Origin of the sequence: Rothia sp. HMSC036D11 (genome assembly GCF_001814205.1) — a bacterium.
In the GTDB taxonomy this organism is placed as follows: domain Bacteria; phylum Actinomycetota; class Actinomycetes; order Actinomycetales; family Micrococcaceae; genus Rothia; species Rothia dentocariosa.
In genome coordinates this window covers 703-25,648 of sequence record NZ_KV815312.1, presented here as the reverse complement: position 1 = coordinate 25,648, position 24,946 = coordinate 703, and the positions used below count along the sequence as shown (strand labels likewise).

16 protein-coding genes and 1 tRNA gene are annotated in these 24,946 nt (G+C 55.2%); 7 read left to right on the top strand and 10 right to left on the bottom strand.

Translation table 11 applies throughout. The annotated features are described in order from the left end of the window. Positions 1–64 precede the first annotated feature (64 nt). The 8 genes from HMPREF2958_RS07360 to HMPREF2958_RS07325 all read right to left on the bottom strand — a co-directional run bounded on the left by HMPREF2958_RS07360 (position 65) and on the right by HMPREF2958_RS07325 (position 6,314). Positions 65–1,192 (bottom strand): ABC transporter ATP-binding protein, encoded by a 1,128-nt coding sequence (locus HMPREF2958_RS07360; RefSeq protein WP_070697550.1) that lies wholly within the window; start codon positions 1,190–1,192, stop codon positions 65–67. A gap of 82 nt (positions 1,193–1,274) precedes the next feature. Beyond that, on the bottom strand, positions 1,275–2,258 hold the full coding sequence (gene tehA, locus HMPREF2958_RS07355; protein WP_070697549.1) for a dicarboxylate transporter/tellurite-resistance protein TehA: 984 nt from the start codon (positions 2,256–2,258) through the stop codon (positions 1,275–1,277). A gap of 369 nt (positions 2,259–2,627) precedes the next feature. Continuing rightward, on the bottom strand, positions 2,628–3,332 hold the full coding sequence (gene rplA / locus HMPREF2958_RS07350; protein ID WP_004005332.1) for a 50S ribosomal protein L1: 705 nt from the start codon (positions 3,330–3,332) through the stop codon (positions 2,628–2,630). A 122-nt stretch (positions 3,333–3,454) separates the two neighbouring features. Further along, a complete protein-coding gene (rplK, locus tag HMPREF2958_RS07345) occupies positions 3,455–3,883 on the bottom strand; it encodes a 50S ribosomal protein L11 (protein ID WP_004005333.1) in 429 nt (142 codons plus the stop codon). Between the two features lie 408 nt (positions 3,884–4,291). After that, positions 4,292–4,837 carry a peptidoglycan recognition protein family protein gene (locus HMPREF2958_RS07340; protein ID WP_013397651.1) on the bottom strand — a complete coding sequence of 182 codons (546 nt, stop codon included), beginning with the start codon at positions 4,835–4,837 and terminating at the stop codon, positions 4,292–4,294. A 232-nt stretch (positions 4,838–5,069) separates the two neighbouring features. After that, a complete protein-coding gene (gene nusG, locus HMPREF2958_RS07335) occupies positions 5,070–5,798 on the bottom strand; it encodes a transcription termination/antitermination protein NusG (RefSeq protein WP_070697548.1) in 729 nt (242 codons plus the stop codon). A gap of 92 nt (positions 5,799–5,890) precedes the next feature. Then, positions 5,891–6,172, bottom strand: coding sequence for a preprotein translocase subunit SecE (gene secE / locus HMPREF2958_RS07330; RefSeq protein ID WP_004005336.1), 282 nt, complete (start codon positions 6,170–6,172; stop codon positions 5,891–5,893). A 69-nt stretch (positions 6,173–6,241) separates the two neighbouring features. Next, positions 6,242–6,314, bottom strand: a tRNA-Trp gene (locus tag HMPREF2958_RS07325). A 386-nt stretch (positions 6,315–6,700) separates the two neighbouring features. Here HMPREF2958_RS07325 and HMPREF2958_RS07320 point away from each other — a divergent pair. Together HMPREF2958_RS07320 and HMPREF2958_RS07315 are read left to right on the top strand one after the other, a co-directional pair. Next, positions 6,701–7,900, top strand: coding sequence for a pyridoxal phosphate-dependent aminotransferase (locus HMPREF2958_RS07320; RefSeq protein WP_070697547.1), 1,200 nt, complete (start codon positions 6,701–6,703; stop codon positions 7,898–7,900). 544 nt (positions 7,901–8,444) lie between these two features. Next, positions 8,445–9,476, top strand: a complete 1,032-nt coding sequence (locus HMPREF2958_RS07315; protein WP_004005338.1) for a 6-phosphofructokinase — start codon at positions 8,445–8,447, stop codon at positions 9,474–9,476. A 95-nt stretch (positions 9,477–9,571) separates the two neighbouring features. On the opposite strand, the gene HMPREF2958_RS07310 is transcribed toward HMPREF2958_RS07315, so the two are convergent. Beyond that, positions 9,572–10,780: a CAF17-like 4Fe-4S cluster assembly/insertion protein YgfZ gene (locus tag HMPREF2958_RS07310; RefSeq protein WP_070697546.1), complete on the bottom strand. Its 1,209-nt coding sequence runs from the start codon at positions 10,778–10,780 to the stop codon at positions 9,572–9,574. Between the two features lie 110 nt (positions 10,781–10,890). Continuing rightward, positions 10,891–11,568 (bottom strand): heme-binding beta-barrel domain-containing protein, encoded by a 678-nt coding sequence (locus HMPREF2958_RS07305; protein WP_048779611.1) that lies wholly within the window; start codon positions 11,566–11,568, stop codon positions 10,891–10,893. A gap of 492 nt (positions 11,569–12,060) precedes the next feature. On the opposite strand from HMPREF2958_RS07305, the gene HMPREF2958_RS07300 reads away from it, so the two are divergent. From HMPREF2958_RS07300 to HMPREF2958_RS07280, 5 genes are all read left to right on the top strand, one after another. Further along, entirely contained in the window at positions 12,061–12,765 is a 705-nt protein-coding gene (locus HMPREF2958_RS07300) for a winged helix-turn-helix transcriptional regulator (RefSeq protein ID WP_004005341.1), read from the top strand. 124 nt (positions 12,766–12,889) lie between these two features. Then, the gene (gene mshD, locus HMPREF2958_RS07295) at positions 12,890–14,029 is read left to right on the top strand and encodes a mycothiol synthase (protein WP_070697545.1); all 1,140 of its coding nucleotides are present in this window, start codon (positions 12,890–12,892) and stop codon (positions 14,027–14,029) included. A gap of 127 nt (positions 14,030–14,156) precedes the next feature. Beyond that, positions 14,157–16,409 (top strand): RNA degradosome polyphosphate kinase, encoded by a 2,253-nt coding sequence (locus tag HMPREF2958_RS07290; RefSeq protein WP_070697544.1) that lies wholly within the window; start codon positions 14,157–14,159, stop codon positions 16,407–16,409. Positions 16,410–16,656: 247 nt separating this feature from the next. Then, positions 16,657–17,655 carry an NUDIX hydrolase gene (locus HMPREF2958_RS07285; protein ID WP_070697543.1) on the top strand — a complete coding sequence of 333 codons (999 nt, stop codon included), beginning with the start codon at positions 16,657–16,659 and terminating at the stop codon, positions 17,653–17,655. A 232-nt stretch (positions 17,656–17,887) separates the two neighbouring features. Beyond that, positions 17,888–24,847: a DUF6531 domain-containing protein gene (locus HMPREF2958_RS07280; protein ID WP_070697542.1), complete on the top strand. Its 6,960-nt coding sequence runs from the start codon at positions 17,888–17,890 to the stop codon at positions 24,845–24,847. Positions 24,848–24,946 lie beyond the last annotated feature (99 nt).

The window sequence follows — 24,946 nt, the reverse complement described above, 5'->3', positions numbered from 1 at the left end:
GCCTGTTCTGGTTGCTTTAGCTCATTATGTTCATGAGGCCGGTGAAGTTCTAGGACCTTGTGCTTTACAGATAGTGCCGCGTGCCGTCGGCAAAGATAAAACAGTGATGCGGAGGAACCTGCACCTGTACCCGCTCCCCCGATGTAAGGACTGGCAGGGCGAGCGCATCCGGCTCAAAAAATTCGAGGGGTTGCCCACCGGAAACCTGCAGAGGAACTCGCGCCGAACCGTCATGCGACGCGGCATCTAAAGTCACCTTTGCCTGCGTTACAGCACGGTAGAGTGTACCGCCCACCTGCGGGAGTACGCCCTGAATCTGTACCGGTATCGTATTCTCCGCGGGGTTCTCAGCGATGCTCTCTATGCGCCGCAGCGAGGTTGCACGCACATAGAGCGAAGCCCCAGCAGGAAGATGCTGCCCCTCCGTGAGGGTCAGCTCGTTCAGAGCTGGCGATGCTGTCAGCCGCGCCGCCTGCAGCGTATGTGGATTTGCCAGCAAATGCTCGGGAGTATCGACCTGCACCAGGTAACCGGCGTCCATAACCGCCACGCGCTGCCCAAGCTGCAGCGCCTCATTCTGATCATGCGTTACGTACAGCCCCGTGAACTTGTACTCAGCGTGCAGACGCGCAATATCCATCCGAATACTTGCGCTCAGCTCCTCATCAACACTCGCCAGCGGCTCATCGAAAAGAACCACAGGTGCTTTGCGAATGAGGGCGCGCGCAATACCCACACGCTGCGCCTGCCCGCCTGAGAGTTCCTGGGGTTTGCGGTGCTGAAGCTCGCCAATCTGGAGCGCATCCATAAGATCCGTATAGTAATTTTTATCGACCTTTTGGCGGTAGCCGCGCAGGGTAGTTGGAAAAAGAATATTCTTACGAACCGACAGATGCGGGTACAGAATCGGGTGCTGAAAAACGAACCCTACCTGCCCGGCGCTTAACGGCTGACCCGCATAGGTAATACGCCCGGCGTTGGCTTCCTCAAGACCCGCAATAATACGCAGGAGCGTAGATTTACCAGTTCCGGATGCGCCCACCAGCGACACCATCTCGCCCGGCTCCACCTCAAGGTCGATCTCATGCAGAACGTGAGTATCCGCTCCAAAGCTCTTCGCGACACCACGAATCTGAAGCCCGCCGTGAGTCGTCGTTGAGGAAGGCTGAGGTGTTGAACCTTGAGTTGTCATGCTTCTATTATGACCTCCCGGCATTCTACCCGAAAAGCAGCGCCACAGCCCGCACGTTCCTGAGGATCTGTGTTCGATGAAGCTACCGCACTAAAAGCCTGCCGCGTATCGCCAGCATCAGCATCCCGAGCCAAAGCACCGCGATCAGTGCGGTGCCAAGAATCCATAGCGCCCAGCCAAGCTGCACGAGCTGAGAAACCGCGACCAGGTGTATTCCGGTGCCCGCCATAGCGCCCAATCCGAAGGAGAATCCCCACAGACTCATGGTGTACCCGGCCTTGAGAACCCACGGCACTAAGCGAAGCAGGAACAGCAGCTGAAGCACTCCGTAACCCGTGAGCACTAGGAAAACCCAGTCCACGTGCCCGCCATTAGCTGCCAGATAGGCATTACCGCCCACAAACGGAGGGGCTAGCTGAACCCCTATAATGCCGCGTACTGCAGGATCCAATGCAGGTTCGGTGCGCAGGCGGCCCAGGATTGCAGCCTCCACGCTAAACCACGAGAGAAGACCCATACCGAAGAACAGCATCGCCCAGTCGCGGTGCCCCAACGCCCCTAACCCGGACGCGGAGGCAAAGTTCGCGGCCACCGTTGGCAGGTAGATGACCGGGGTTGTCGCCGCCACCGTATGCGTTCCACGCCAGAGTCCGGCGGTGCGGTACATCGAAAATGCCAGCTGCCCCAGCACACCGATAAGAATCAAAGCGTATCCGAGCAGTGCCGCATAGGGGTATGCGGATATCCCGACCTCAATGGTGGTGACCGGAACCAGCGCCAAAAAGCAGCACATCACGAGGTCGCGAAGTTCGCTCTGTAGCGCATCGCGACGGGTTATAAGTTTGACGACAAATGCTGCGATCAGTGCCAGCCAGGTTGCCGAGGCGAGCGCCAGTATACTCTCCCCCACCCAGGACGGTACCAAATTTGCGGTGGCACCGTACCGCCACGACAGCCCCAGCGCACTCGTTCCCAGCGCTACCGAAAAATAGCTCGTCGGAATAGGGAACGGTTTTGTGGTGGTGGGCGTACCCAAAGGTACGGGATGCGCGGCGGCAGTACTCATGTAATCCTCCCGGGGTATATGCACAGTATACGGCGGCGCTCGCCCCTTCGAGAGCGATGCGAAGATCGTGTGTTAGCGTTTTAACGCCACGAAACATAAGGGGAAAGAAGCTCCGTTTATTCCCGACGGTTTTATGCAGAATAGATATGTCGACAGAACCGCTGGGAAATACCATGGGAGCGGAAATGTGGAACGGAAGCGTGTTCCTCTAGCTCGTTACCTAGCCTGCTTCAGGCTTGCTGGTTCTTCTACAAATCTTGTGGGATATGGTGCCAGAATAAAGAAAACCCGCCGCCCGTGCGTGCAGTACACATGGGCGGCGGTTTCTTTCACGTCTGAGAAGCCCACAGGCTTCCTAGAATCCCAGCCTTAGGCTGCAGCCGAAACTACGGATGCGGGATCAACTGGAATGCCGGGGCCGAAGGTGGTCGCAACGGTAGCCTTCGAGATGTAGCGGCCCTTAGCCGAGGAAGGCTTCAAACGGTTGATCTCTTCCAGAGCGGCGTTGAAGTTCTCTTCCAGCTGCTGAGCAGAGAAGGATGCCTTGCCGATAATGAAGTGCAGGTTCGAGTTGCGGTCAACGCGGAAGTCGATCTTGCCGCCCTTAATGTCTGCAACAGCCTTCGCAACGTCCATGGTCACGGTGCCGGTCTTGGGGTTCGGCATGAGGTTACGGGGACCCAGAACCTTACCCAGGCGACCAACTTTGCCCATCATATCGGGGGTTGCAACTGCCGCATCGAAGTCGGTCCAGCCGCCAGCGATCTTAGCGATCAGTTCGTCCGAACCCACGAAGTCAGCACCCGCTGCCTCAGCTGCGGCAGCCTTATCGCCAGCTGCGATAACAACCACGCGAGCGGTCTTACCGGTGCCGTGGGGCAGGTTCACGGTACCGCGAACCATCTGATCAGCTTTACGGGGGTCAACCGAGAGGCGCAGAGCCACCTCAACGGTTGAATCAGTTTTAGCGGAGGAAGTCTCCTTCGCCAAGGCTACTGCCTCAGCGGGGGTGTATAGTTTACCCTCTTCAATCTTGGCTTCAGCCGCCTTGTACGCCTTGCTGCGCTTTGCCATCTGCTTATCTCCTTATGCAGTTGTGGTCTCGTGAGCCGCGCTCGACTCTGCCACATCCCACGCCCAAACGTGGGCATTTACAAGTTAAAATGCGGAAAACCGCGGTGCCGAAAACGGCTTAATTACTCGACGGTAATACCCATGGAACGAGCGGTACCGGCAACGATCTTAGTTGCGGCGTCTAGGTCGTTCGCGTTCAGGTCGGGCATCTTGGTCTCAGCAATTTCGCGTGCCTGAGCCTCGGTAATAGAACCAACCTTCGTGGTGTGGGGAACAGCCGAGCCCTTAGCAACGCCAGCAGCCTTCTTGATAAGCTCAGCAGCTGGAGGGGTCTTTGTGATAAAGGTGAAGGAACGATCCTCGTATACGGTAATTTCAACGGGGATCACGTTACCGCGCTGCGATTCGGTAGCAGCGTTGTATGCCTTGCAGAACTCCATGATGTTCACGCCGTGCGAGCCCAGTGCCGGGCCGACGGGCGGAGCCGGGTTAGCGGCGCCTGCCTGGATCTGCAGCTTAATAAGGCCGGTGACCTTCTTCTTGGGAGCCAATGTTAGGTCCTTTTCTTAGCTGGGAAACTGACGTACAGGAGCGTACGCCAGCAGACGGTGACCGTGGCGCGGTCACCCGTGCGGGCGCATGAAAGCGTGAGCATGCGCATACACAAACGAATATTCTAGCGTTAAAGCAGCTTTAAATCCACCGGAATTTCTTGCGACGAGCCTTTTAGCCGACGGCTCGCTCTCTAGGGTGCAGAGACGGAGTGCGCACCTGACCTGATTAGCTTGGAGTGCACGCAGGTTCAGGAAAACTCTTAGTTATCACAGAACTCGAAGGTGTACCGTTTTGCGGACAACGGTACACCTTCGTGTCTATGAGCTAACCAGCTGCTCACGATGTTACGGCTAAAGCACGGTGGGCGTGGAAAATGGGGCTTCCACCACCGCTCACGATAACAGCTATCCGGGGTTATTTTTAATGTTCTGCAGCCGAGAAAGCATATCTGCACGTTGTTCTTCGGTCAAAGGAGCGGGAGCGTTTCCGCGCTGAGACTTGATGGTATTTACACGATTAATCAGCTCTGGAATGCGTGGATAGTACACGCCGGGGCATAACCTGCTGACGACATCCCGGTGCCCGATGATATAGAGCGTATGCCCAATCTTGGTTTCAATATCTACGATAAGTTCGGCAAGGGTTGCAAAGTCATCAGAGTCGGCCTCAGGACGGTTCTCAACTCCGATTGAGGCAACGTTCATATTCCAGTTACCTGCATGAAGCGCTACATCCTCGTTTTCTGCGATCTGCGCTACGCGACCGCCCTCCGAAACATAATGTGCGGAAACTTTATTGTTATTTTTGCACAAAAAATTCACATTGCTATCAAAAGACAATCCTTTTTTATCGTCCCACCAGTGAACAACAAGGAAGAAAATATCGTCGACCTTGCGGTAATTTTTATGACGATTTTCGGTCTTACGGTTCGTCAAAAGCTCATAACTCATCTATTTCTCCTTATCTCTGTCCGCTCACATAGCGAGCGATTTTCAAGGCGGGAGTATTCTCTATGGCAGACACTACCCACCCTGCCATTTCACCCGTCCAGATGCAAGGAATTTATCATGCTGATATGTAACGTTTATTCGGTGAGTATCCTAAACTTTTAGAGTTCTCTTAAACATAAGAAAGGCTCTTTATATTGAATAAAGAGCCTTTCTTATGGTGAAAGATAAAAGATTAGATCTTTTCGATCTGGTTGAATTCCAGGGTCACCGGGGTATCGCGCTCGAAGACCGAGATCAGGGTTACGACCTGCTGCGACTCCGGCTTGATTTCGGAAATAGTAGCATCCATACCCTCGAACGGGCCGGACTTCACGCGCACGTTCTCGCCCACCGTGTAATCGGATTCCACCACGGGCTGCGGGGTCGGAAGCCCCTTACTCTGTTGCTCTTCCTCGAACACGGGCAGGAGCATGTCGAAAACTTCATCCATGCGCAGCGGCACCGGGTTGTATGCATCCTGACCCACGAAACCGGTCACACCGGGAGTGTGGCGCACCACGCCCCATGAGTGGTCGGTCAGATCCATGCGCACCAGCACATAACCGGGAACACGCACGCGGCGAATAGTCTTCTTGACCGTGTTCTTGTATTCGACGACGGTTTCCATCGGAACCTGAACCTCGAAAATTTCGTCCTCGGCCTCAAGGTTCTGGATGCGGGTCTCGATACCGGTCTTCACCTTGTTCTCGTAACCCGAGTAGGTGTGCACCACATACCAGTCACCAATCTGGCGGCGCAGCTTCGCTTTGAACTCTTCGAGAGGGCTTACAGCGCTCTCATCAGATGCGTTCTCGGCAGCGACGGGCGCATCGGCGGTTTCTGCCTCAACAGACTCGGTATCAACCGCAGCCTCGACTGACTCAGTCTCTTCAAGTTCGGGTACCTGTTCCTGCTCGGACACGTCGCTCCTACTTTCTTTACATCGTGAATCTAACCCCACACCGGGGGATCGATAAATAGTACGGGTATAAGCGCGGATGCGTCTTATGAAGACTATCGCCCGCCTTGATTAGGTGACAGAGTTCCGTTACCGAACACCCAGAAGGATCCCTGACCGAAAACCCAGTCAAGCCCCGAAATGAACAAAATCATGAAAACAACAAAGAAAAGAACGCCGAAGAAGTAAATGGCGAGTTCTTTGCGAGTGGGGGTGGTAACCTTTTTCAACTCCGAGATAACTTCGCGGAGGAAACGGAACATACGACCAAAGACGCCAGGTTGAACGTCATCAGAAATATCTGTATCTGTGGTCTTCACAGTGGCAGTTTTAGCCATTTTCGCTGCCCCTTTCTACGTCTAGTTGCGCATCCTATACGATGCCAGAACACTTCATCGAGGCACTAGCAGGGCGGACAGGACTCGAACCTGCAACCTGCGGTTTTGGAGACCGCTGCTCTACCAATTGAGCCACCGCCCTTCGAAGCATAAACTTCGTCGGTCGTGGATTACTCCACGTGTTTACATCCTCGAATGCCTCGTAGCCGTGGGCCCACGAGGAGGCAAACTAAAACACCCTCATGGGGTGCTGACATAACTCTATCCTAAGCCTCGCGTCTTTGGCAACTTTCTACACAGTAATGGAGGCAATATTTTGTGCTTTTCGGCCTTCGCACTCAAAAAATCTTGCACATACACTTTCTCCACCCCCTCAATGTTCTCTATGCTTATAAGAAGGGCTCGACGTGCCTCACACACGCACCGCCGAGTTTCACTTTAGGAGAGATACTTCACGATTCCGCCTGCCGCGTAGAGCCCTCTCGAAGGCGCACGGCGGAATAACTATGAAAGCGAGTACATTCACATATGGCGCGCATATCCAGCCGTATCGGCGCAATCGCACCCTCAGCAACCCTTATCGTCGATTCCAAAGCTAAAGCACTCAAGGCAGCCGGACGTCCCGTAATTGGTTTCGGCGCCGGTGAACCCGATTTTCCTACGCCCGCACATATTGTTGATGCTGCCCGCGAAGCCCTCAATGATCCTAAAAACTTCCGCTACTCCCCCGCCTCGGGTCTGCCCGAGCTCAAACAGGCTATCGCGGATAAAACCCTGCGTGATTCTGGCGTTAAGGTCGATCCTTCTCAAGTACTTATTACAAACGGTGGTAAGCAGGCGGTCTATGAAGCCTTCGCTACCGTGATTGATGACGGCGACGATGTTCTGCTCCCTGCCCCGTACTGGACAACCTACCCCGAGTGCATCCGTTTGGCGGGCGGCAACCCGATCGAGGTTTTTGCCGGAAGCGACCAGGACTATAAGGTCACCGTCGAACAGCTGGAGGCGGCATACACCCCAGCGACGAAAGCGCTCATCTTTGTCTCGCCTTCTAACCCCACCGGCGCGGTGTACACCGAGGAGGAGACTCGTGCGATCGGCCAGTGGGCGCTTGAAAAAGGCGTCTTTGTGCTGACCGATGAAATTTACGAACACCTGACCTACGACGGCATTGATTCCGTTTCTATACTCAAGGTTGTTCCCGAACTTGCCGATACCTGCGTTATTCTCAACGGCGTGGCGAAAACCTACGCTATGACCGGTTGGCGCGTGGGCTGGCTTATCGGGCCCGAAGATGTAGTCAAGGCGGCTTCCAACCTTCAGTCCCATCTGACCTCGAACGTGAACAATATCGCGCAACGTGCGGCTCTAAAGGCTCTCACCGGATCGCAGAATGACGTTGAGGAAATGCATGCCGCATTCAACCGCCGCCGCACCAAAATTGTAGACGGACTAAACGCGATCGACGGGGTTCACTGCCCCAGCCCCAAGGGCGCCTTCTACGCCTACCCGGATGTGCGCGGGCTTCTTGGCAAAGAAATTGCGGGTAAACGCCCCCAGACTTCTGCCGAGCTCGCCGAGCTCATCCTCGAAGAGGCGGAGGTTGCGGTGGTTCCCGGTGAGGCCTTCGGTCCTAGCGGTTATCTGCGCCTTTCCTACGCACTGAGCGACGACGACCTGGCAGAGGGCATTGCCCGCCTGCAGAAGCTGCTCGGTTCCGCACGCTAAGCTTAGCGTTTTCGCGGCTCTCGAAAGAGGCAGTTACGCGCTTCTGATCGGACCGCATACATCTCGTGTATGAGGCACCCGCTCTGACTTGTCTACAAAGTCCGGCGGGTGCCTCGCATATGCTTAGGGGGTTCAGGCTGAGGGGCTCAAGGCTTTTACTGAACGTTCTCTCATGATCGCGATTATTACCCGCGCCTTGGTTATGGAGCGAACAGAGATACGGCTTTCTTGCCTAAAGTCTTGCTTTTCTGGGTTACACCCCAGATACCACACACTCTCTCGGCAGCATTGAGCTACCACCGCACATATGGTTCTCTCCCGATAAGACGCTTTTCGCGCTTTGAGTATTTAAAACCTGAACTTTAATGCCGTTTCGTGGCAAAACACAAGTAATTCCACAGCTACCCACATAACCCAAACGCGGCTAAAATAGTATCTAAGAGGATGGTCTCCCGGGCTCGCGCATCCATTGCACGACGCTGGCGGAGACCATATTTTTATCCACGCGCAGAACACCCAACACGCGCAGACATAAGGAGCCATCATGAAAATCGGTCTGCTTACCTCCGGAGGCGACTGCCCCGGTCTCAACGCCGTTATCCGCGGCGCAGTTCTCAACGGTGTCAAGAAGTACGGCTACGAATTCGTCGGTTTTCGTGACGGGTGGCGTGGCGTAGTCGAAGGCGACTTCATGGACCTTCCGCGGCAGAAGGTACGCGGTTTGGCGTCCCGCGGCGGCACTATTATCGGCACCTCGCGCACCAACCCCTTTGATGGACCTAACGGCGGACCCGAAAACATCGAAATTATGATGGAACGCCACGGGATTGATGCCATTATTGCTATCGGCGGTGAAGGAACTCTTGCCGGTGCTAAGCGTCTGGCGGATGCGGGTCTGCCCGTCATCGGTGTCCCCAAGACCATTGATAACGATCTGCGCGCCACCGACTACACTTTCGGTTTTGACACCGCTGTTTCTATTGCGACCGAGGCTATGGACCGCATCCGCACTACCGGCGAATCGCATCACCGCTGCATGGTCGCCGAAGTGATGGGCCGCCACGTAGGCTGGATCGCCCTGCACTCCGGCATGGCTGCGGGCGCGCACGCTATTCTGATTCCCGAAGTCAAGGTTTCAATGGACGAAATCTGCCACTGGGTGAAAGAAGTACATGATCGCGGTCGTTCCCCGCTTGTCGTAGTTGCCGAGGGCTTTATTCCCGAAGGCTTTGACGAGGTTCTGGCGAATAAGGGCACGGAAAAGGACGGCCGCCCCCGCTTAGGCGGTATCGGTGAATACCTGACTCAGGAGATTGAGGAACGCACCGGAATCGAAACCCGCAACACTATTCTGGGCCATATTCAGCGCGGCGGCGCACCCACCGGCTACGACCGCGTGTTGGCGACCCGTCTGGGTATGGGCGCCGTCGATATGGTGCACGAAAAGAAGTGGGGCATGATGGTCTCGGTTCAGGGCACCGAAATCAAGTACGTTCCCCTTGAGGAGGCTCTGGACGGTCTCAAGGCGGTACCTCGCGAGCGCTGGGACGAGGCTGCGGTTCTCTTCGGCCGCTAAGGGTTCGGCGGTAGTCCGCCTATCACAGAACGCAACGGGTGCCCGGTCAGAGTATTTCTGGCCGGGCACCCGCGTTTTCTATGCTCACATGTTCATTAGCGCTTGAGGAAGTCTTGCCCCGCAAGGGATTTGCGGGCGATTTCGCCAGCCTCGGGAGAGACGATGAGGGTCTGTGCTGCGGCATATTCGGTCGCAGGAGCTGGGGCTTCATCGGTTGAAGCCTCACTGGTATCTACCGCACGCAGAGGTGCCGCAGGGTCTACGGCCCGCTTGATGACGGCAAGCGCTATGGGACCCGCCTCATGATGCAGCGCCACCGAGGTTATGCGCCCCACTGCACGGGGTTTACCCTCTACGAAGAGTTCGCTGCCCGCTGCGGGTAGGGTGTGCTCAGAGCCATCAAGGTCGAGAAAGACGAGGCGGCGCGGCGGATGCCCCAGGTTGTGCACACGCGCGACGGTTTCTTGTCCTTTGTAACATCCCTTCTCGAAGTGCACGGCAGTGCGGGTGTAGTCCAGCTCTTGCGGAATGGTTTTATTGTCGATTTCGGTGCCTGCGCGCGGGCGCCAGGCTTCGATGCGCAGCGCCTCCGCCGCCCAGACGCCCGCCAGCTGAGCGCCTTCCGTGAGGGTGGTGAGCTTATCGCGGGGAATAATGCTCAGGTACCGTTCGTAGTCGGTACCGGGATGCGCGTCAGGCGTTGCGCTGTAGTGGTAGCCGCCTTCGACGAGTGCCGTCCACGGGTCGCGCCAGATCAGGGCATCCGCAAAGACCGGATGTATAGCGCCCTGTTCCCCGCGCGGGTTCCGGGCGGTCTCAATGACGGCATAGTCGCCGCTCATATCCTCGATATCGACGCGAAGCATGAACTTCATGCGGTTCAGGTAGTCGGTCAGCGGCTCCGCCTGGTTACCCTCGACAATAAGCCAGAGCGCCTGCCCGTCCTCGACGGCGGCGGGTGCATATTCGATGCGTCCCTGCGGGGAGAGTAGTAAAAATTCGCGGCTGTCCCCCGGGTTCATGTCGGTCAAAATCTGGGATGTGAGGGAGGTGAGCCAGCTGGCGCGGTCGGGCCCCGAGACCCGCACGACACCAAGAGAGGAACGGTCCACAACTACGGGTTCCCCCGTTGTAGCTCCGCGATCGCGGGCTAGGGCGCGCTGTTCGGCGAGGGGGTTGCCGTAATGCGCCGCGATGCCCGCATCCGGACCGTCTGCGGCGAAGGCACCGTGCACCTGCATAAGGGGGCTGAGTGTGGATGTGTATTCGGGTGCATCAGCGGCGGTATTCTCGGCGGTGCTCATGATGTTCCTCTCGTGCTGTCTTTATCGTGAGTGGCGGTCAGGCGCTCTGTAAAGCCCGCATACCGCAGCGGAACGGCGGGTATGCGGGCTTTATTCTGCGTGGTATGGTCCTAGTTTTCGGCGGAGTCTTCTTCTGCGCCGTCATCGAGGGAACCGAACATGCCTGTACCCAGCGAATCGCCGCTCATGGAAGAGGTCTTGCGCAGTTCCGCCGAGGCGTGCTTATGCAGGTTGCCTTCCTGATCGGCGATCTCCCAGTCCCACATGAGGTTGCCGTTCACAAGCCCCCACAGACGCACGGATCCGGCGTAATCGTGCGAGATTTCGTCGCGCAGCAGGTTACCGGTCTGCATGCGCACAACCGGGCCCTTAATCATGCCTACGTAGTTCTCGCTGATGCCACCGGGGTGCGCGATGGTGGCGATCAGATTGAATCCGTCGTCTTCGTTGCGCAGAGTTTCTACCGATTCTGCATCGGCAAAAGCGGGGACGATATCTTTGGGTACCAACCCGAACCCGCCGTCGGCATCCGTGAGAGGACGGTCGATCTGCCAAAAACCGGTTTCGATGGTGATAGGGCGCAGCTTTTGCCCGTTATCATCGAGCAGGAAAGACTCGGCGCGGTATTCAAGGTACGGCAGGCCGTCTTGGGTAAAGTTGATAATCTGCCCGAAGGGAGTATTTTCTTGCCCTTCATACCACATGGTTCCGGTACCTTCCCAGGTACCCAGAAGCCATGCGAAGGGAACGAGCTCAGGGGTTAGGTTGGTTGGAATTTCAATTGCCATTCCCCTATTCTAGGGGTTTTCTGTGGCCAGCAGTTCAAAACGTGGGCTATTTCGCCATAGGCTGGGATGCACGAGAGCCGGGCATGCAAAAGCCCCCGGCACTGTCTGCGCACCCCGCCCGGGGTGCCTCAGCATTAACCGGGGGCACCGTGAGCCTTCCTCGGCTCAAAAAATTTTACGCTCTACTTCTGCCCTGCGAAGAGACCCTTAAGTACTGCGTATGCACCAACGGCGATGCATACCGAGATGAGAGCCATCAAACAGATGAAGAAGATCTCTAAGTACAAGATGTTGTCCATGCCTTAAAAATACCATAGATAGCTGAACTAAAGCACGGATCACGGCGCTCTCTCCTGGGTAAAAATAACTTTAACGCGCACCGCTGCTGCGTGTTTTAGCGCCGTTGAAGGTACTGTGCCCGAAGAGCACACAAAGGCATGAGTAAAATAGTACAAAACCGTGCGAGTAAGGATTGCAGATTCAGGAGGGTGTATGTACCGCATTGCGTTACTGAGCGATGCGCCACGAGCGCAAGAACTCATTCCTGCCCTCAGCCTGCTCAGCCACCGTGTAATCGAGCTTCCCCTCGATTCGCCCCTGAGTACTATCGGCACGGAACACGATATTGTTATTCTAGATGCGCGCCAAAATCTGCTCAAAGCACGCAATACCGCCCAGCTTTTGAAGACCGCGGGGATCACCATCCCGCTCATGATTGTCCTGACCGAGGGCGGAATGGCGGCTGTTTCCGCCTCGTGGCAGGTGGACGATATTGTGCTGGACCAGGCTTCGCCCTCCGAAATGGATGCTCGCCTGCGCCTGTTGGTTACGGCACCCGAGCTCAAAGATACAGACGATCGCAGCCAGCAGATTATCCGCATCGGCAATCTGGTCATTGATGCACAAACCTATTCGGCGCATCTGAACGGAGCGGCACTCAACCTGACCTTCAAGGAATTTGAGCTTTTGAAGTTTGTGGCTCAGCATCCCGGGCGAGTATTTTCGCGGGCGCAGCTACTCTCGGAGGTCTGGGGCTACGATTCATACTATGGCGGCACGCGCACGGTCGATGTACACGTTCGCCGGCTGCGTTCAAAGCTCGGTTCTGAGCACGAACAGATGATTACCACGGTGCGTAACGTGGGGTATTCGTTCCACGCGCAGAATACCCATCACGACCCTTCTGCCGAAGACTAACGGCGCGGCGAAATACTTTTCTTTTTCTGGTGCGCCGAAGATTGCGCTTATTGCATCAAACCGGTTCAAACGCAGGCTTTCACCCGGTAAAGTTAAACAGTAGGCAATGTGAAAGAAGGCGAGAATGGCGGCATCACCCGAAAACTTCACCCTCGACTCTGGGCACTACGAAAATATGCCCCTCAATGCTGAGCTTCTAGAGCATTTCACGCAGTTCGCACGTGCCGTACAGAAGCACGACGGTACCCCGGCTTTCTCCGAACAAACTCTGGTGGAGCTCTCGAAAGCGGTGCGCGGTGAGAGTCTGGTTAAACCGCAAGTTTTCGCGTTCACTTCGGCCGCCGATAATCCCGAGTTACAGGCTGTGCTCGTTGCCGTTCCCTCCCCCGAAGACTCCAACGAGCCCGGTGTACTTGAGGCAGCCGTTCACCCGCAGATGCGCGGGCAGGGGCTCGGTTCTGCCTTCTTCACTCGCGTTATTGAGGATTTAGGAAGCGAGGCCACCAACTACAATCTCTGGGTACACGGAAGCGCAACCGACACCGGTATTGAGAGTCCCGCCAATGAGCTCGCCGAAGCCGCAGGTTTCACCCCGGTACGCGTGCTGTACAAAATGGTACTTCCGCTTGACGAGCAAACCCGTGAGAATCTTGCCGAGCTCTCGGATGCGCGCACCCTGCCCGATTCGCTTGAGTTGCGCACCTTCACCCCCGCCGACGAAAATCCCTGGCTTCGCGTTAACGCGGAAGCCTTCGCCGAGCACCCCGAACAAGGTCGCCTGACTCTCGCGGATTTACGCGAACGCACCGGCAGCGACTGGTTCCGCCCGGAGGGGTTCTTTCTCATCTCCGAGCGGGAAGATCCGCATAATATTGCGGCGTTTACGTGGACAAAGATTCCCACCGCTCAGACCGAGCCGGGGCAGCCGCTCGACGATCTGGTGCCTGCGGGTGAGATTTATGTGGTGGGGGTCAGTCCAAACGCCCAGGGCGGCGGTCTGGGGCGCACCGTGACCCTGCGTGCCCTGGCGTATTTGGCGCTTGCATCCGACGAAAACGGCGAGCCTCTGCACGCAATCGAACTGTATGTGGACGCCGATAATGCCCCTGCGTTGAAGCTCTATGAATCGTTAGGGTTCGCAGTTGCGACCGTGGATCGCATGTACGCCCCCGAACGCGGCTCCGGCAAGAGTTCGTCTAACGGTGTGGATGCGGGCGTGCTCTCCGCTGTTACCACGGCGGTTATCTCGACCGGCAGCATCTAGCGTTTATTCGGGGTGGGACGCGGGTTCTTTACCGGCTCATACCCATACCGAACGTTCTTTCTGCGTTGTGCTCGATGACGAGCGGCGCATCGTAAACTTAGTCCCTCAACATAGTAAGGAATAGCCTGTGGCACCCCACCCGCATACCAAAAAGAATACCGAACCGGCACCGATGACCGGGTTGATTCACATCGGAAACGATATCTCGAAGATTGAGCGTGCCGATACCCGTGCCGACCGCATTGAGGCGGGAGAAAAACTCGATCTACCCAATATCGAAGGCGATTTTGGCGCCGAGCGTTTTCTCGACCGTGAAAGCAGCTGGCTCGATTTTAATTCCCGGGTGCTGGAGCTTGCCGAAGACCCTGATTTATACCTGCTGGAGCGCCTGAATTTTCTTTCTATCGTGGCCTCAAACCTTGACGAGTTCTTTATGGTGCGCGTGGCGGGGCTTAAACGCCGCATCGCTACCGGACTGGCGGTGCCTTCCGCCGCAGGGTTGAGCCCTGACGAACAGATGGAGGCGATCTCGACCGCCGCTCACAGCCTGCAGAAGCGCCACGCCCAGGTATTCCACGAGCAGATACTTCCCGAGCTGAAAAAACAGAACATTCATATTGTGGGCTGGGATGACTTGGATGCAGACGCTAAAACCCGTTTGCGCCAAGAATTCCTGCGCGATATTTTCCCGATTCTCACACCGCTCGCGGTAGACCCGGCGCACCCCTTCCCCTATATTTCAGGGCTTTCGCTGAACCTTGCGGTGCTGGTTCGTAACCCGCAGACCGGCAAGGAACTTTTCGCGCGTGTGAAGGTGCCCGATCAGCTTGACCGCATGATTTCGGTGGATGGTCCCCGCGCCGCCAACACGACTGGCAAGGAATCCCGCTATATTCCGCTAGAGGTTATCATTGCCGAGCACCTTGACACGCTCTTCCCCGGCATGGAGGTTGTTGAGCACCATGTCTTCCGCGTAACCCGTAACGAAGACCTTGAGGTTGAAGAGGACGATGCCGAGAACCTGCTGCAGGCCCTCGAAAAGGAGCTGCTGCGCCGACGTTTCGGTCCGCCCGTGCGTCTTGAGGTTGAAGATACGATCAACCCCACGATCCTCGACCTGCTTATTTCTGAGCTCAATATCGACGACTCCGAAGTATACAAGCTCCCTGCGCCACTGGATTTGCGCGGTATGGGCGCGATCGTGCGCGCCAACCGTCCCGCCCTGCACTACCCCAAGCATATTGCGCATACCTCCCGCTGGCTTAACGCCGCCGAAACCGCCAAAGAGGCGGATGTGTTCGCCGCAACCCGCGATCACGATGTGCTTCTGCACCACCCCTACGATTCCTTCGCCACCAGTGTGCAAGCGTTTCTTGCGCAAGCGGCGGCCGACCCGAAGGTACAGGCTATCAAGCAGACCCTCTACCGTACCAGCGGCGACTCCCCCATTGTCGATGCGCTGATCGAAGCCGCTGAGACAGGCAAACAGGTTGTCGCACTCGTTGAGATTAAGGCACGGTTCGACGAGGAAGCTAATATCTCCTGGGCGCGCAAACTCGAACGCGCGGGCGTGCACGTGGTCTACGGTCTGGTCGGACTGAAAACCCACTGCAAGCTCTCCTTGGTAGTGCGCCGCGAAGGCAACCAGCTGCGCCGTTACGCGCACATCGGCACCGGCAACTATCACCCTTCCACCGCGCGGTTCTACGAAGACCTCGGCATTATCACCTGTGACGAGCAGATTTGTGAGGACGTCTCGCGCCTGTTCAACCAGCTCTCCGGGTACGCACCGAAAACCACTTACAAATCGCTACTCGTCGCCCCGCGTTCGCTGCGCAGCGGGCTCATCGAGTGCATCAACCGCGAAATTGAGAATCATAAGGCGGGTAAGGAGGCGCGCATCCAGATCAAGTGCAACTCTATGGTGGACGAGGCGATTATCGACTCCCTCTACCGCGCCTCTCAGGCCGGAGTTCCCGTCGATGTGGTCGTGCGCGGTATTTGCGCCCTGCGCCCCGGTGTGCCCGGACTCAGCGAGAATATCCGGGTGCGTTCGGTACTTGGGCGCTTCCTGGAGCACTCGCGTATCTTCGCGTTTGAGAACGCGGGTGAGCCCATCGTCTATATCGGGTCTGCCGATATGATGCACCGCAACCTCGACCGCCGCATTGAGGCGCTCGTAAGGGTCAAAGACCCCCGCCATATCAAGTACCTGCTCGATATGTTCACGGTCTACATGAGCGATGACTCCCGCACCTGGCATCTCTCGGGCGATGGCACGTGGAAGCGTTTCGATACTGATGCCGACGGCAACCCGCTGCGCGATGTGCAGTCCTATTACCTGCGCTCGCGCTCTCGGAAGAACCACGACAAGATTTAGCGGTTTTCCCTTTCCGTAACTTCTGTATGCAGGTGGCTTTCAGACCGAAAAGTAGCACTATGTGAATTTTCGGTCTGAAAGCCACACTATATGCCCATAATTGCGCTCCACAGGGTGCCAAGCCACGTAACATTCGGATTTTTACTACGAAGGTGAACACAAGGTTACGGGACGGTGACGGCTTTGAAGATTTTTCCCCTAGAATGGGAGTACACCGCATCATCACTACCAGCTCGTAGAGGATCCCGTGACCACCGAATCAACGTACTATTCCGCCCACGTATACGATAATTCACTCGCCATCACCCGCACCCGCGAAAACACAGCGCCTGTCGTTGCCGCAGGTGCCCTTGTCTGGCGCTTGCACGGGGAAAAACTTGAGGTGCTCATGATTCACCGGCCCCGCTATAACGACTGGTCTTGGCCCAAAGGCAAACAGGATGCGGGCGAATCACTCGTTGAAACCGCCATTCGTGAGGTAGGCGAAGAAGTCACCCTCAGAATAACCCTCGGCGTGCCGCTGGCGGTCACTAACTATATGGTCTCGGGGCGCCCCAAGGATGTGTTCTACTGGGCCGCGCAGCTGCCCGTGGGGGAGCATCCCCGCGCTGACGAAGGCGAAGTTGACGAAATCCGCTGGGTGACTCCCAAAGAGGCACGCAAGCTCCTGAGCAACAGCACCGATCACGAACCTTTGGATGCGCTCGTTGCTCACCATAAAGCCGGTACTCTACACACTCGCCCGGTCGTCATTATGCGGCATGCCAAGGCAAAACCGCGGTCTAACTGGACTGCCGCCGACGACGAGCGTCCGCTCGCGGGAACCGGTAAACGCCAGGCGCTTGCGCATAGCCGCCTGTTGGAGGCATACTCCCCCACCCGTTTGCTTTCGTCTCCGTGGCTGCGGTGCATGCAGACCGTGGCGCCCTATGCGAACGACCATGCGATCGCGATCAAAGAGAAGAAGTCCCTCTCGGAGAGCGGCGCGGCAGGGCATCCTAAACGCACGGCAAAAGTGACCGAATCGCTGTTCGTGAAGGAAGTTCCTTCACTGCTGTGCACACACCGCCCCGTGCTCCCGTTGGTTTTCAAGGCTCTTAAGGGGCACCTCATGAAGGGCTCGGCGAAAATTCTTCCCGCCGAAGACCCCTATATGGAGCCAGGGGATGCGGTAGTCCTGCAGGTCTCAGCCGCCGAGCACGGTGGTATCGTCTCGGTTGAGACCATCCGCCCGGTTATTGATTAGTACCAGAACTTTCGCGATCCATGTGCATGGAAGTGCGCGAGTTTTGAGCCCCTCGAAAACTTTCGAGGGGCTCGAAGTATTCCAGATGACTAGACAGGCTCATGCAACGCCTCTAGCCCCTACAGGATGTGCTCATATTGGGGGTTCACATCTGGTAACATAAGTTGAGCTTCAACCTTTCACTTAGGTTCAGCATAGTTTCCAGCCACGCATCACGGAAGATACATAAACTATGGGCGAATACGACAACATGCACGTTCTAGAGCGTGATGTTGAGTTCGATTTTAATCATGCCGATATTCTGCTCAGTATATTCAGGTATTTAAAAAGAAAGTTAGAAATACAGCTTCCGGAACGACAGCGGTATATTGGCATAGCCCAACGTGAGTTTAAAGGACATTTTGCACGAGTTTTTGATCAAAACTGCAAATATTCCATCTCTGAATGTAAAAACCTGATTACAGCCTTAGGCGATGCCGCCGCCGACCTGCAGAAATATACTGATGCCGCACACCAAGAAAATGAGAATCGTAAAAAATTCCGTGAGGCTATGGCACATTGGGAGGAAGAAAAGAAGAAGATCAGAGATAACATTGAAAATGATAATCGCAATACATTTATAAGTTTTCAGAAAGATCCCGCTGCCTATTACCCTCCCCGACCACAGCCTAATCTAGATAGCGAAGGTCCCAAGTTCGACGAACGCGCCCCGATTATCAAATCCCGTAATACGGGCAGAAATGCAGAGGTTATCGGGCGCAACCGTACGCATCGCGCCGAAAAGAGGGCTCGGGATGCCGCCCAGGATGCTACCGAGACTACATCGGCTATTCCCGGCAACATCGTGAAATTTGCGCAGAAGAACTCCACATTAGATCAAAGAATTGCCGAGCTTTACTCCAATATCACCAAATGCTATAGCTCTTTTGTTGAGCATACGTCATGGGGGTTTTTTGATGCCGTAAGCCTTTTTAACTCGCTAGCAAAATGGGTTGATGCCAACCAATCTGATGTTCGTTGGATTCTCACTGTTGCGGAAGCTTTCGCGACGGCTGGTTCTCAAGGAATGTTAGGTCCTATTTATTCTGAAGCAGATTTTTTGGATTATCCGCAGTACCTTAATACGGGGTATATTCGGAATTATCTGAAGGAACAGAAAATTTCTACGGATCGTCCGAGTATTGATGTTTCTCGTGCGACAATAACCGGCGCTGTATACTCAGCGGGATATGCGCTTGATCCCGTAAATGTTGCCACAGGGAATTTCATTGAGCATGAGTGTGATCTCTCCTTCGAGCACGCTCCTGCGGCATCGCTCATCAAGCTTGAACGTATGTACAACAGCGTTGCCGTTACCTATCCTGAAGAAGCTCCTTCGGGTATCTTTGGTTTCGGTTGGTCTTCTACGCTTGATACTCAGCTTACGTTGAGTAACACGGGCGCTGTATGGCACACGCCTGATGGTCGGGCTCTCACGTTCCCTCGCATGGGTGACGGTTTTGGTCGTGTTCCTTCCGAATCGTATTGGCTTAGCAAAACTGTTCCCGGCGACGAGCTTTACAGCTATGTTTCCACAGCGACGACGAAGGCAATCAAGACGGCAGAGAACGCTGGGCGCAAGGTCAGCGCACCTACTACACCCGCATATTATTGGGTTGTTTACAATTCCAAGCATGTTCGACACTTCTACGATCCTTCTGGTGCCTGGACAGGCGTCATGGAGGGGCATTATGCAACCTTAACGCTGCCTCTTTACTCTTCGGATTCCGCAACGGGTGCGTTAGAGCTAACTGACATCATTCACCCGGCCTCAGGTCGAGGTCTTCAGATACGCTATGGCTGCTCACCCCGTGATAACCGTATTCGCCCTGAATCTGCCAGCACCTATCTCATAGATCATGATGTGCAGATACTTGATACCGTCACCTACATTTACGACGATGATGATCTGCTAGCAGCGGTTAACCGTCCTGACGGTATTCGTCGTTACACCCATAACGCTAAGCGCCTTATTGAAGAAGTCTGGGATGTGAACGGCCACCGTGAAGTCACTAATACATATGACGGCCAAGGACGTGTGGTCCACCAGCTGACAGAACATTCCCGTGAAGTGTCTTTCGTCTATGCTCCGGGCATTATGACGATTATTGCTGATGCGATAACCGGCGACAGCTCTAATATTTGGCGCTCTGATGAACGCGGACGTCTTAGCTCTATGACGGCTGCTGATGGCAGCCGCCAAGTCATGCGCTACGATAAATTCGGCAACCGCATCAGCGTCACTGAACGCGATGGCTCTACGATAAGCCGTTCCTACGACTCTCACAGTCGTTTAGCGAAACAGCTTACCCCCGAGGGCGCACTGTCTAAGTACACCTGGGACGAACATAACCGCCTGCTCACGACCTCTGTATGTGATTTCCGTGATCGGCTCAACCCCGGTGATCCCGTGGTAGTGTCATATACCTACGAATCAACAGGTGCAAACCCAAACCCCATCACTATGACTGATGGGAATGGGCATACTACAGAATATAGCTGGGATGAGTACGGCAACCTTCTAAGCGTTACTGACCCCACCGGTGCACGTACCACATACACCTATAACGCACGTCAAGAACTGATCAGCATAACAAACGGTGTTGGCGATACAGTCCATCTAGAGTACGACAAACACGGTCGAATAGTGCAGGTTAGGGATGCTCTAGGCCACGTAACCTCTACTCATTGGAACTCCGCCGGGCAACTCGCCTCAGTCACGGATGCTGCCGGTTCACGCTGGTCTCTCACGTACCCTGAGCTTGCTCCCGAAGAACTGGATATTCCTGCTTTTGTGCGCCAAAACCTTACGTCAAGCGACACTCACCGTTTATACAATACATCGCGCCCTATAGGTCAGCTGCCCGCTTCTTTGACAGATCCTTACGGTCATGTCACGCACTTTGAATACAATAACGGCAACCAGCTCACCGCTGTCACGGATCCACTGGGGCGTACCAACCGCGCAGTATTTGATGCCTGGGGCAACATGATCAAGACTATTAATGCCCTCGGTGCCGTAACCAACTATGAATACGATGGCTTGTCACAACTTATTGCGGTGACAGATCCTCTGGGTGCCCGGAGTGAGTTTGACTACGACTTGGCTGGCGAAATCAGCCAGATTACGGATGCTACTGGCGTTGTTACACATCGCGCTGTAGACCGTAGAACGGGCAAAGAAACTACGTCCTCCGGCGGAATACTCGGATCTTCATTCCGTCACGTCGATTATCTGGGACGGGTGATTGTTGAGGGCGAGAATAATACCCAAAATTTCGCCTCTTCGCAGCCGGTTAGACGTGCATCTCAAAACTCAAAGTCACCGAGTGCATCCCCAAGAAACAGCGAAACTGTTACCGAGTTTACAACCTATGATGCCACAGGCAATCCTGTTGAAACTCTTGATGCTCATGGCGGACTCACCCGCCGCACCTACGATGCGGCAAACCGGCTGATACGCGAGGTATCTGCGGCGGGACGTACCCAAACATTCGACTATGATCAAGCTGGGCGTCTGCGGCGTATGGGCGTGGGGCTAAGCGTGCCCGAGCAGAAGCCGGCAGTGAGCGAGAACGTGGAGTGGGAAGAACCTACCGCTTGGGCGTACACAACGCTAACCTACGACGCCGCATCTCGAATTATTGCCCGAACCTATCCTGACGGCACAACTGAACATACGACGTACGATGCCCTTGGCCGGATCGTACGGGTGCAGCATGGGGCTCGCACGGCAACGTATGCATACGACCGGTGCTCACGCCTGATCCGCATGAGTGATAACAGCGCTGGTAACCGCAGATTCATCTATGATGCAGCCGGTCAGCTAGTGACTGCTGTAGATGCCTTAGGGTATCGCACCCATTTCGAGTATGACGCTGCTGGGCAGATGGTGCGCACCCTGGATGCGACCGGCCAGGTCACCACGTATATTTATGACGCCGCAGGTCAGCTTATCCGCACCGTTAAGGGCGCGGGTTCTACGGCAGAGATAACATCTACATACACCTACGATGCCGCAGGTCGTCTGCTGTCTGAAAATAATGGTGAGCGAACCCGTGCATACTCCTACGACTATCAGGGTGGCGGTCTGCTTGCGTCTTTGAGCGTCAATGGTGTGTGCGCGGCGGAGTATTCGTACTCCCCCGGAGTATCATCTGTTGGTCATCGAACCGTGACGGTGCGTGACTACGCCTCAGCTTCTGCACTCAGGGACCGCGATTCTTCCGCCTTTGCGGGTACCGAAAAGCCGTACCTTGAGCATCGTTTTGTCTATGATTCCTCCGACCGTCTGATTTCTCGCAGCCGTTCAGGATTCCTAAGATCGGACGAGCAAAGCAACGCTCATGCAGACGATGATATACACGAGCGTCTTCACGCTTTGAATACCTTTATCAAAACCGGCGCATATACGCTGACGTACTCGTATGATGCCGATGGTTATCTGATCACGTCAGTAACCCCTTACGCAAAATCTACACGCACCGTAGATGGCGCCGGTCGAACGGTAGCTGTAACAACACACGCCACGGGACAGCCCGCTCACGACGTTATCTCTTCAGTATTCTCCTACGATCCTCTGGGACGTCTCACGCGGATTCGGGTGGGAGATATGGTGTCTTCCTGGACGCACGAGCGCACTACCGGGCTAATCTCAGACTATGTGCGGGAACAGGCGCTCACCGATGTCCGAGGGTTTGAAGAATCAAAGGTTCTTGAACGCACACAAGTAATCCGTGACCATAACGGCCGCGTGATTGGGTTGGACTCAACGGGATCTGATACTTCACAGGATGGTCTTGTTCTGTACTCCTATGACGATGCCGGGCAGCTTGTGGGCGCCCGTTCAGCATCCCACGTGTGGGAGTGGGAGTACACAGCCGGAGTCATGATGCGCGAGCGCGTCTTTGCTCTCGATAGTTCTAACGGATCTGAACGCTCGGCTGCAGGCTCTCGTGTTCTGGAGGGTGAGCGTATCTTCACCCATAACGAAGCGAACCAGTTAGTCGCCGTTGAGGCTCGCGCATACGCAGGTGCACGAGGCGACGCTGGGGAGCTTGCCGCTCATACCATCACGGATTACTCCTACAATCTGGCAGGCGAACGTAGTGGTGAAGTCACGACCGATAAGCTCACCGGCACCTCATACTCTCGCGAATATAGCTGGGGTGCCTACGGCGGCCTGACATCGGTAACAGACTCTGTTTCCTCACGTGTAGGTATTTCACGCACTTCACTGATTTCTGATGCGGTGGGTGAGGTATCCGCTGTTTCTGATGGTGAGGGCATTACAGTGCCTCTCATGTGGGATGCCAGGTCGGATATTCCGCATCTTCTGGGTGCTGGGGCAACGAGCGCACCCAGCTCTGACGGCGGCTTTTCGCAGGCGGGTATACCCGGCGGAATGATGCCTTGGCATACCCTCAACGTCCCCGGATTGACCGGCAGCACCTTCGATTCGGCATTAGGTAGCACACCCGGGCTGCCGACAGACTGGGGCGTACCTTCTGCAAGCGCTACCCCGGTGCCCGGGCTGCCCACCGGTTTCGAGTTCACGGGTGCAGGGTCGCTACGCGTAGCCGGTCTAGATATGCTAGGCGCTCGCGTCTATGACAGCCCTTCACGTCGTTTCCTCTCAACAGACCCGAAGGCCGCAATAGCTGGTTCATCCTGGTTTGCTGACGTTTACGCATATGCAGGCAATAATCCGCTGGAGTATGTGGACCCTCGGGGTGAGCGCCCCATGACGGTTGCAGATTACCGTAAGTATCAGAGCCAAGAAGGCGAACGTTTCATGCAGCAGAGTCTGCGCCTTCTGGCTCTTGTAGGTGTTATTGGTTCCCTGTTCATAGCGCCGACAAGTATCCTCTTGGCCGGCGGTGTTGGTTTTATTTCTGGTGCCGCCAACGGTGCCGCTGATGGCATGGATTTCCACACCCCCGACGGCAATATCGACTGGGATAAAGTGCAGGCTTACGCCCTTCAGGAAGGCGGGAAAGAAGCACTCACAGCCGCACTCATAGGGCTGCTCTTCAAAGCCGGGCCGCCCGTAGCACGCGCCACCGGCAACCAGGCGATGAAAGTCCCCGTTATCTCCAGAACGGTTGATCGGGTTAAGACGTCCCCTGTTGTCATTAAAACCCAAAACACCGTTAATGCCGTCAAAACCCGCATCAACGGAATCCAAGACCGCATTGCCACATGGACGCGCACCAGCCTGCTGGGCATCGAGCACGTAGTGCCCAAAGTGCACCCCACGCCGCACAATAGCCCACATCAGATAGACATACCCAACGGTCCCAAACCTACCCATACCGGATCTCTCGATCACAGGACATCAGGAACAGTACACGAACCCAATGTGCAGCTGAAACCTGTGGAGGAACCGAAGGTTGAGAACCTGCCTCCGGCAAAAGGTGTGGCGGCTGACAGGCATGTATCTTGGGCGGAGCATCCTCCGGGTTCTAAGCTGCAAAATGGTGATCAGACGGCCACATATCTCGCTGGTGATGACTTCAAAAAGACTCTTGTGAAGAATACTAAGGACAGCTCTCGGTATGTACCTGCTGAAGAGCCTGGAACGTACAACGTGTACGGGGTTGATAAGGCTCGCGAACTGCGAGAAGAGTACTTTAAAACGACTAAAGGACAAGGATCTTCTGCTGACTTATCGAAAGGTAGGCCTGAATTTGCCCTGTGGCGTCCTGAAGTTAGTGAGCCTAATCTAGACACAGCGATGACTGGTTTTAGGAATGTTACCCGACATGGTAATACGGTTGAGGCTCAGGTTGGTTCCCATAAATTTATGGTGACTAATCTGGATGAGTATACTGGGACGATCCCTGATGATGTGGTTCCAACGGCTAAATCTCTTTATGAAGATGGGAAAGTGTACTGGAAAAATAAGGATCATAAGCCTGAGGGTTTTGGGAATGTGCCGGATCCTCTGCCTTTTGATAATAAGGAAGCTCGTATCCTTCCTATGCGTGATTCTGCTGGGAATGAGATAGAGTATACGAAATACAAGGTTAGGAGGCGGTCACGTGTTCCTAACCAGATAAATGCTGCTGGTGAAGAGCGTTTAATTGTGGGTTCAGATGGGAGTATGTATTACACTCCTGATCACTATAAGACCTTTGTACGAATTTTCTAAAGGAGATCATGATGACTTACGAAAAAAAATATAAGGATGAGTTTATTGTTCCGGTGTTCACTTACGAGAGCGGGTACTGGGAGAAAATCATGAAGCCTC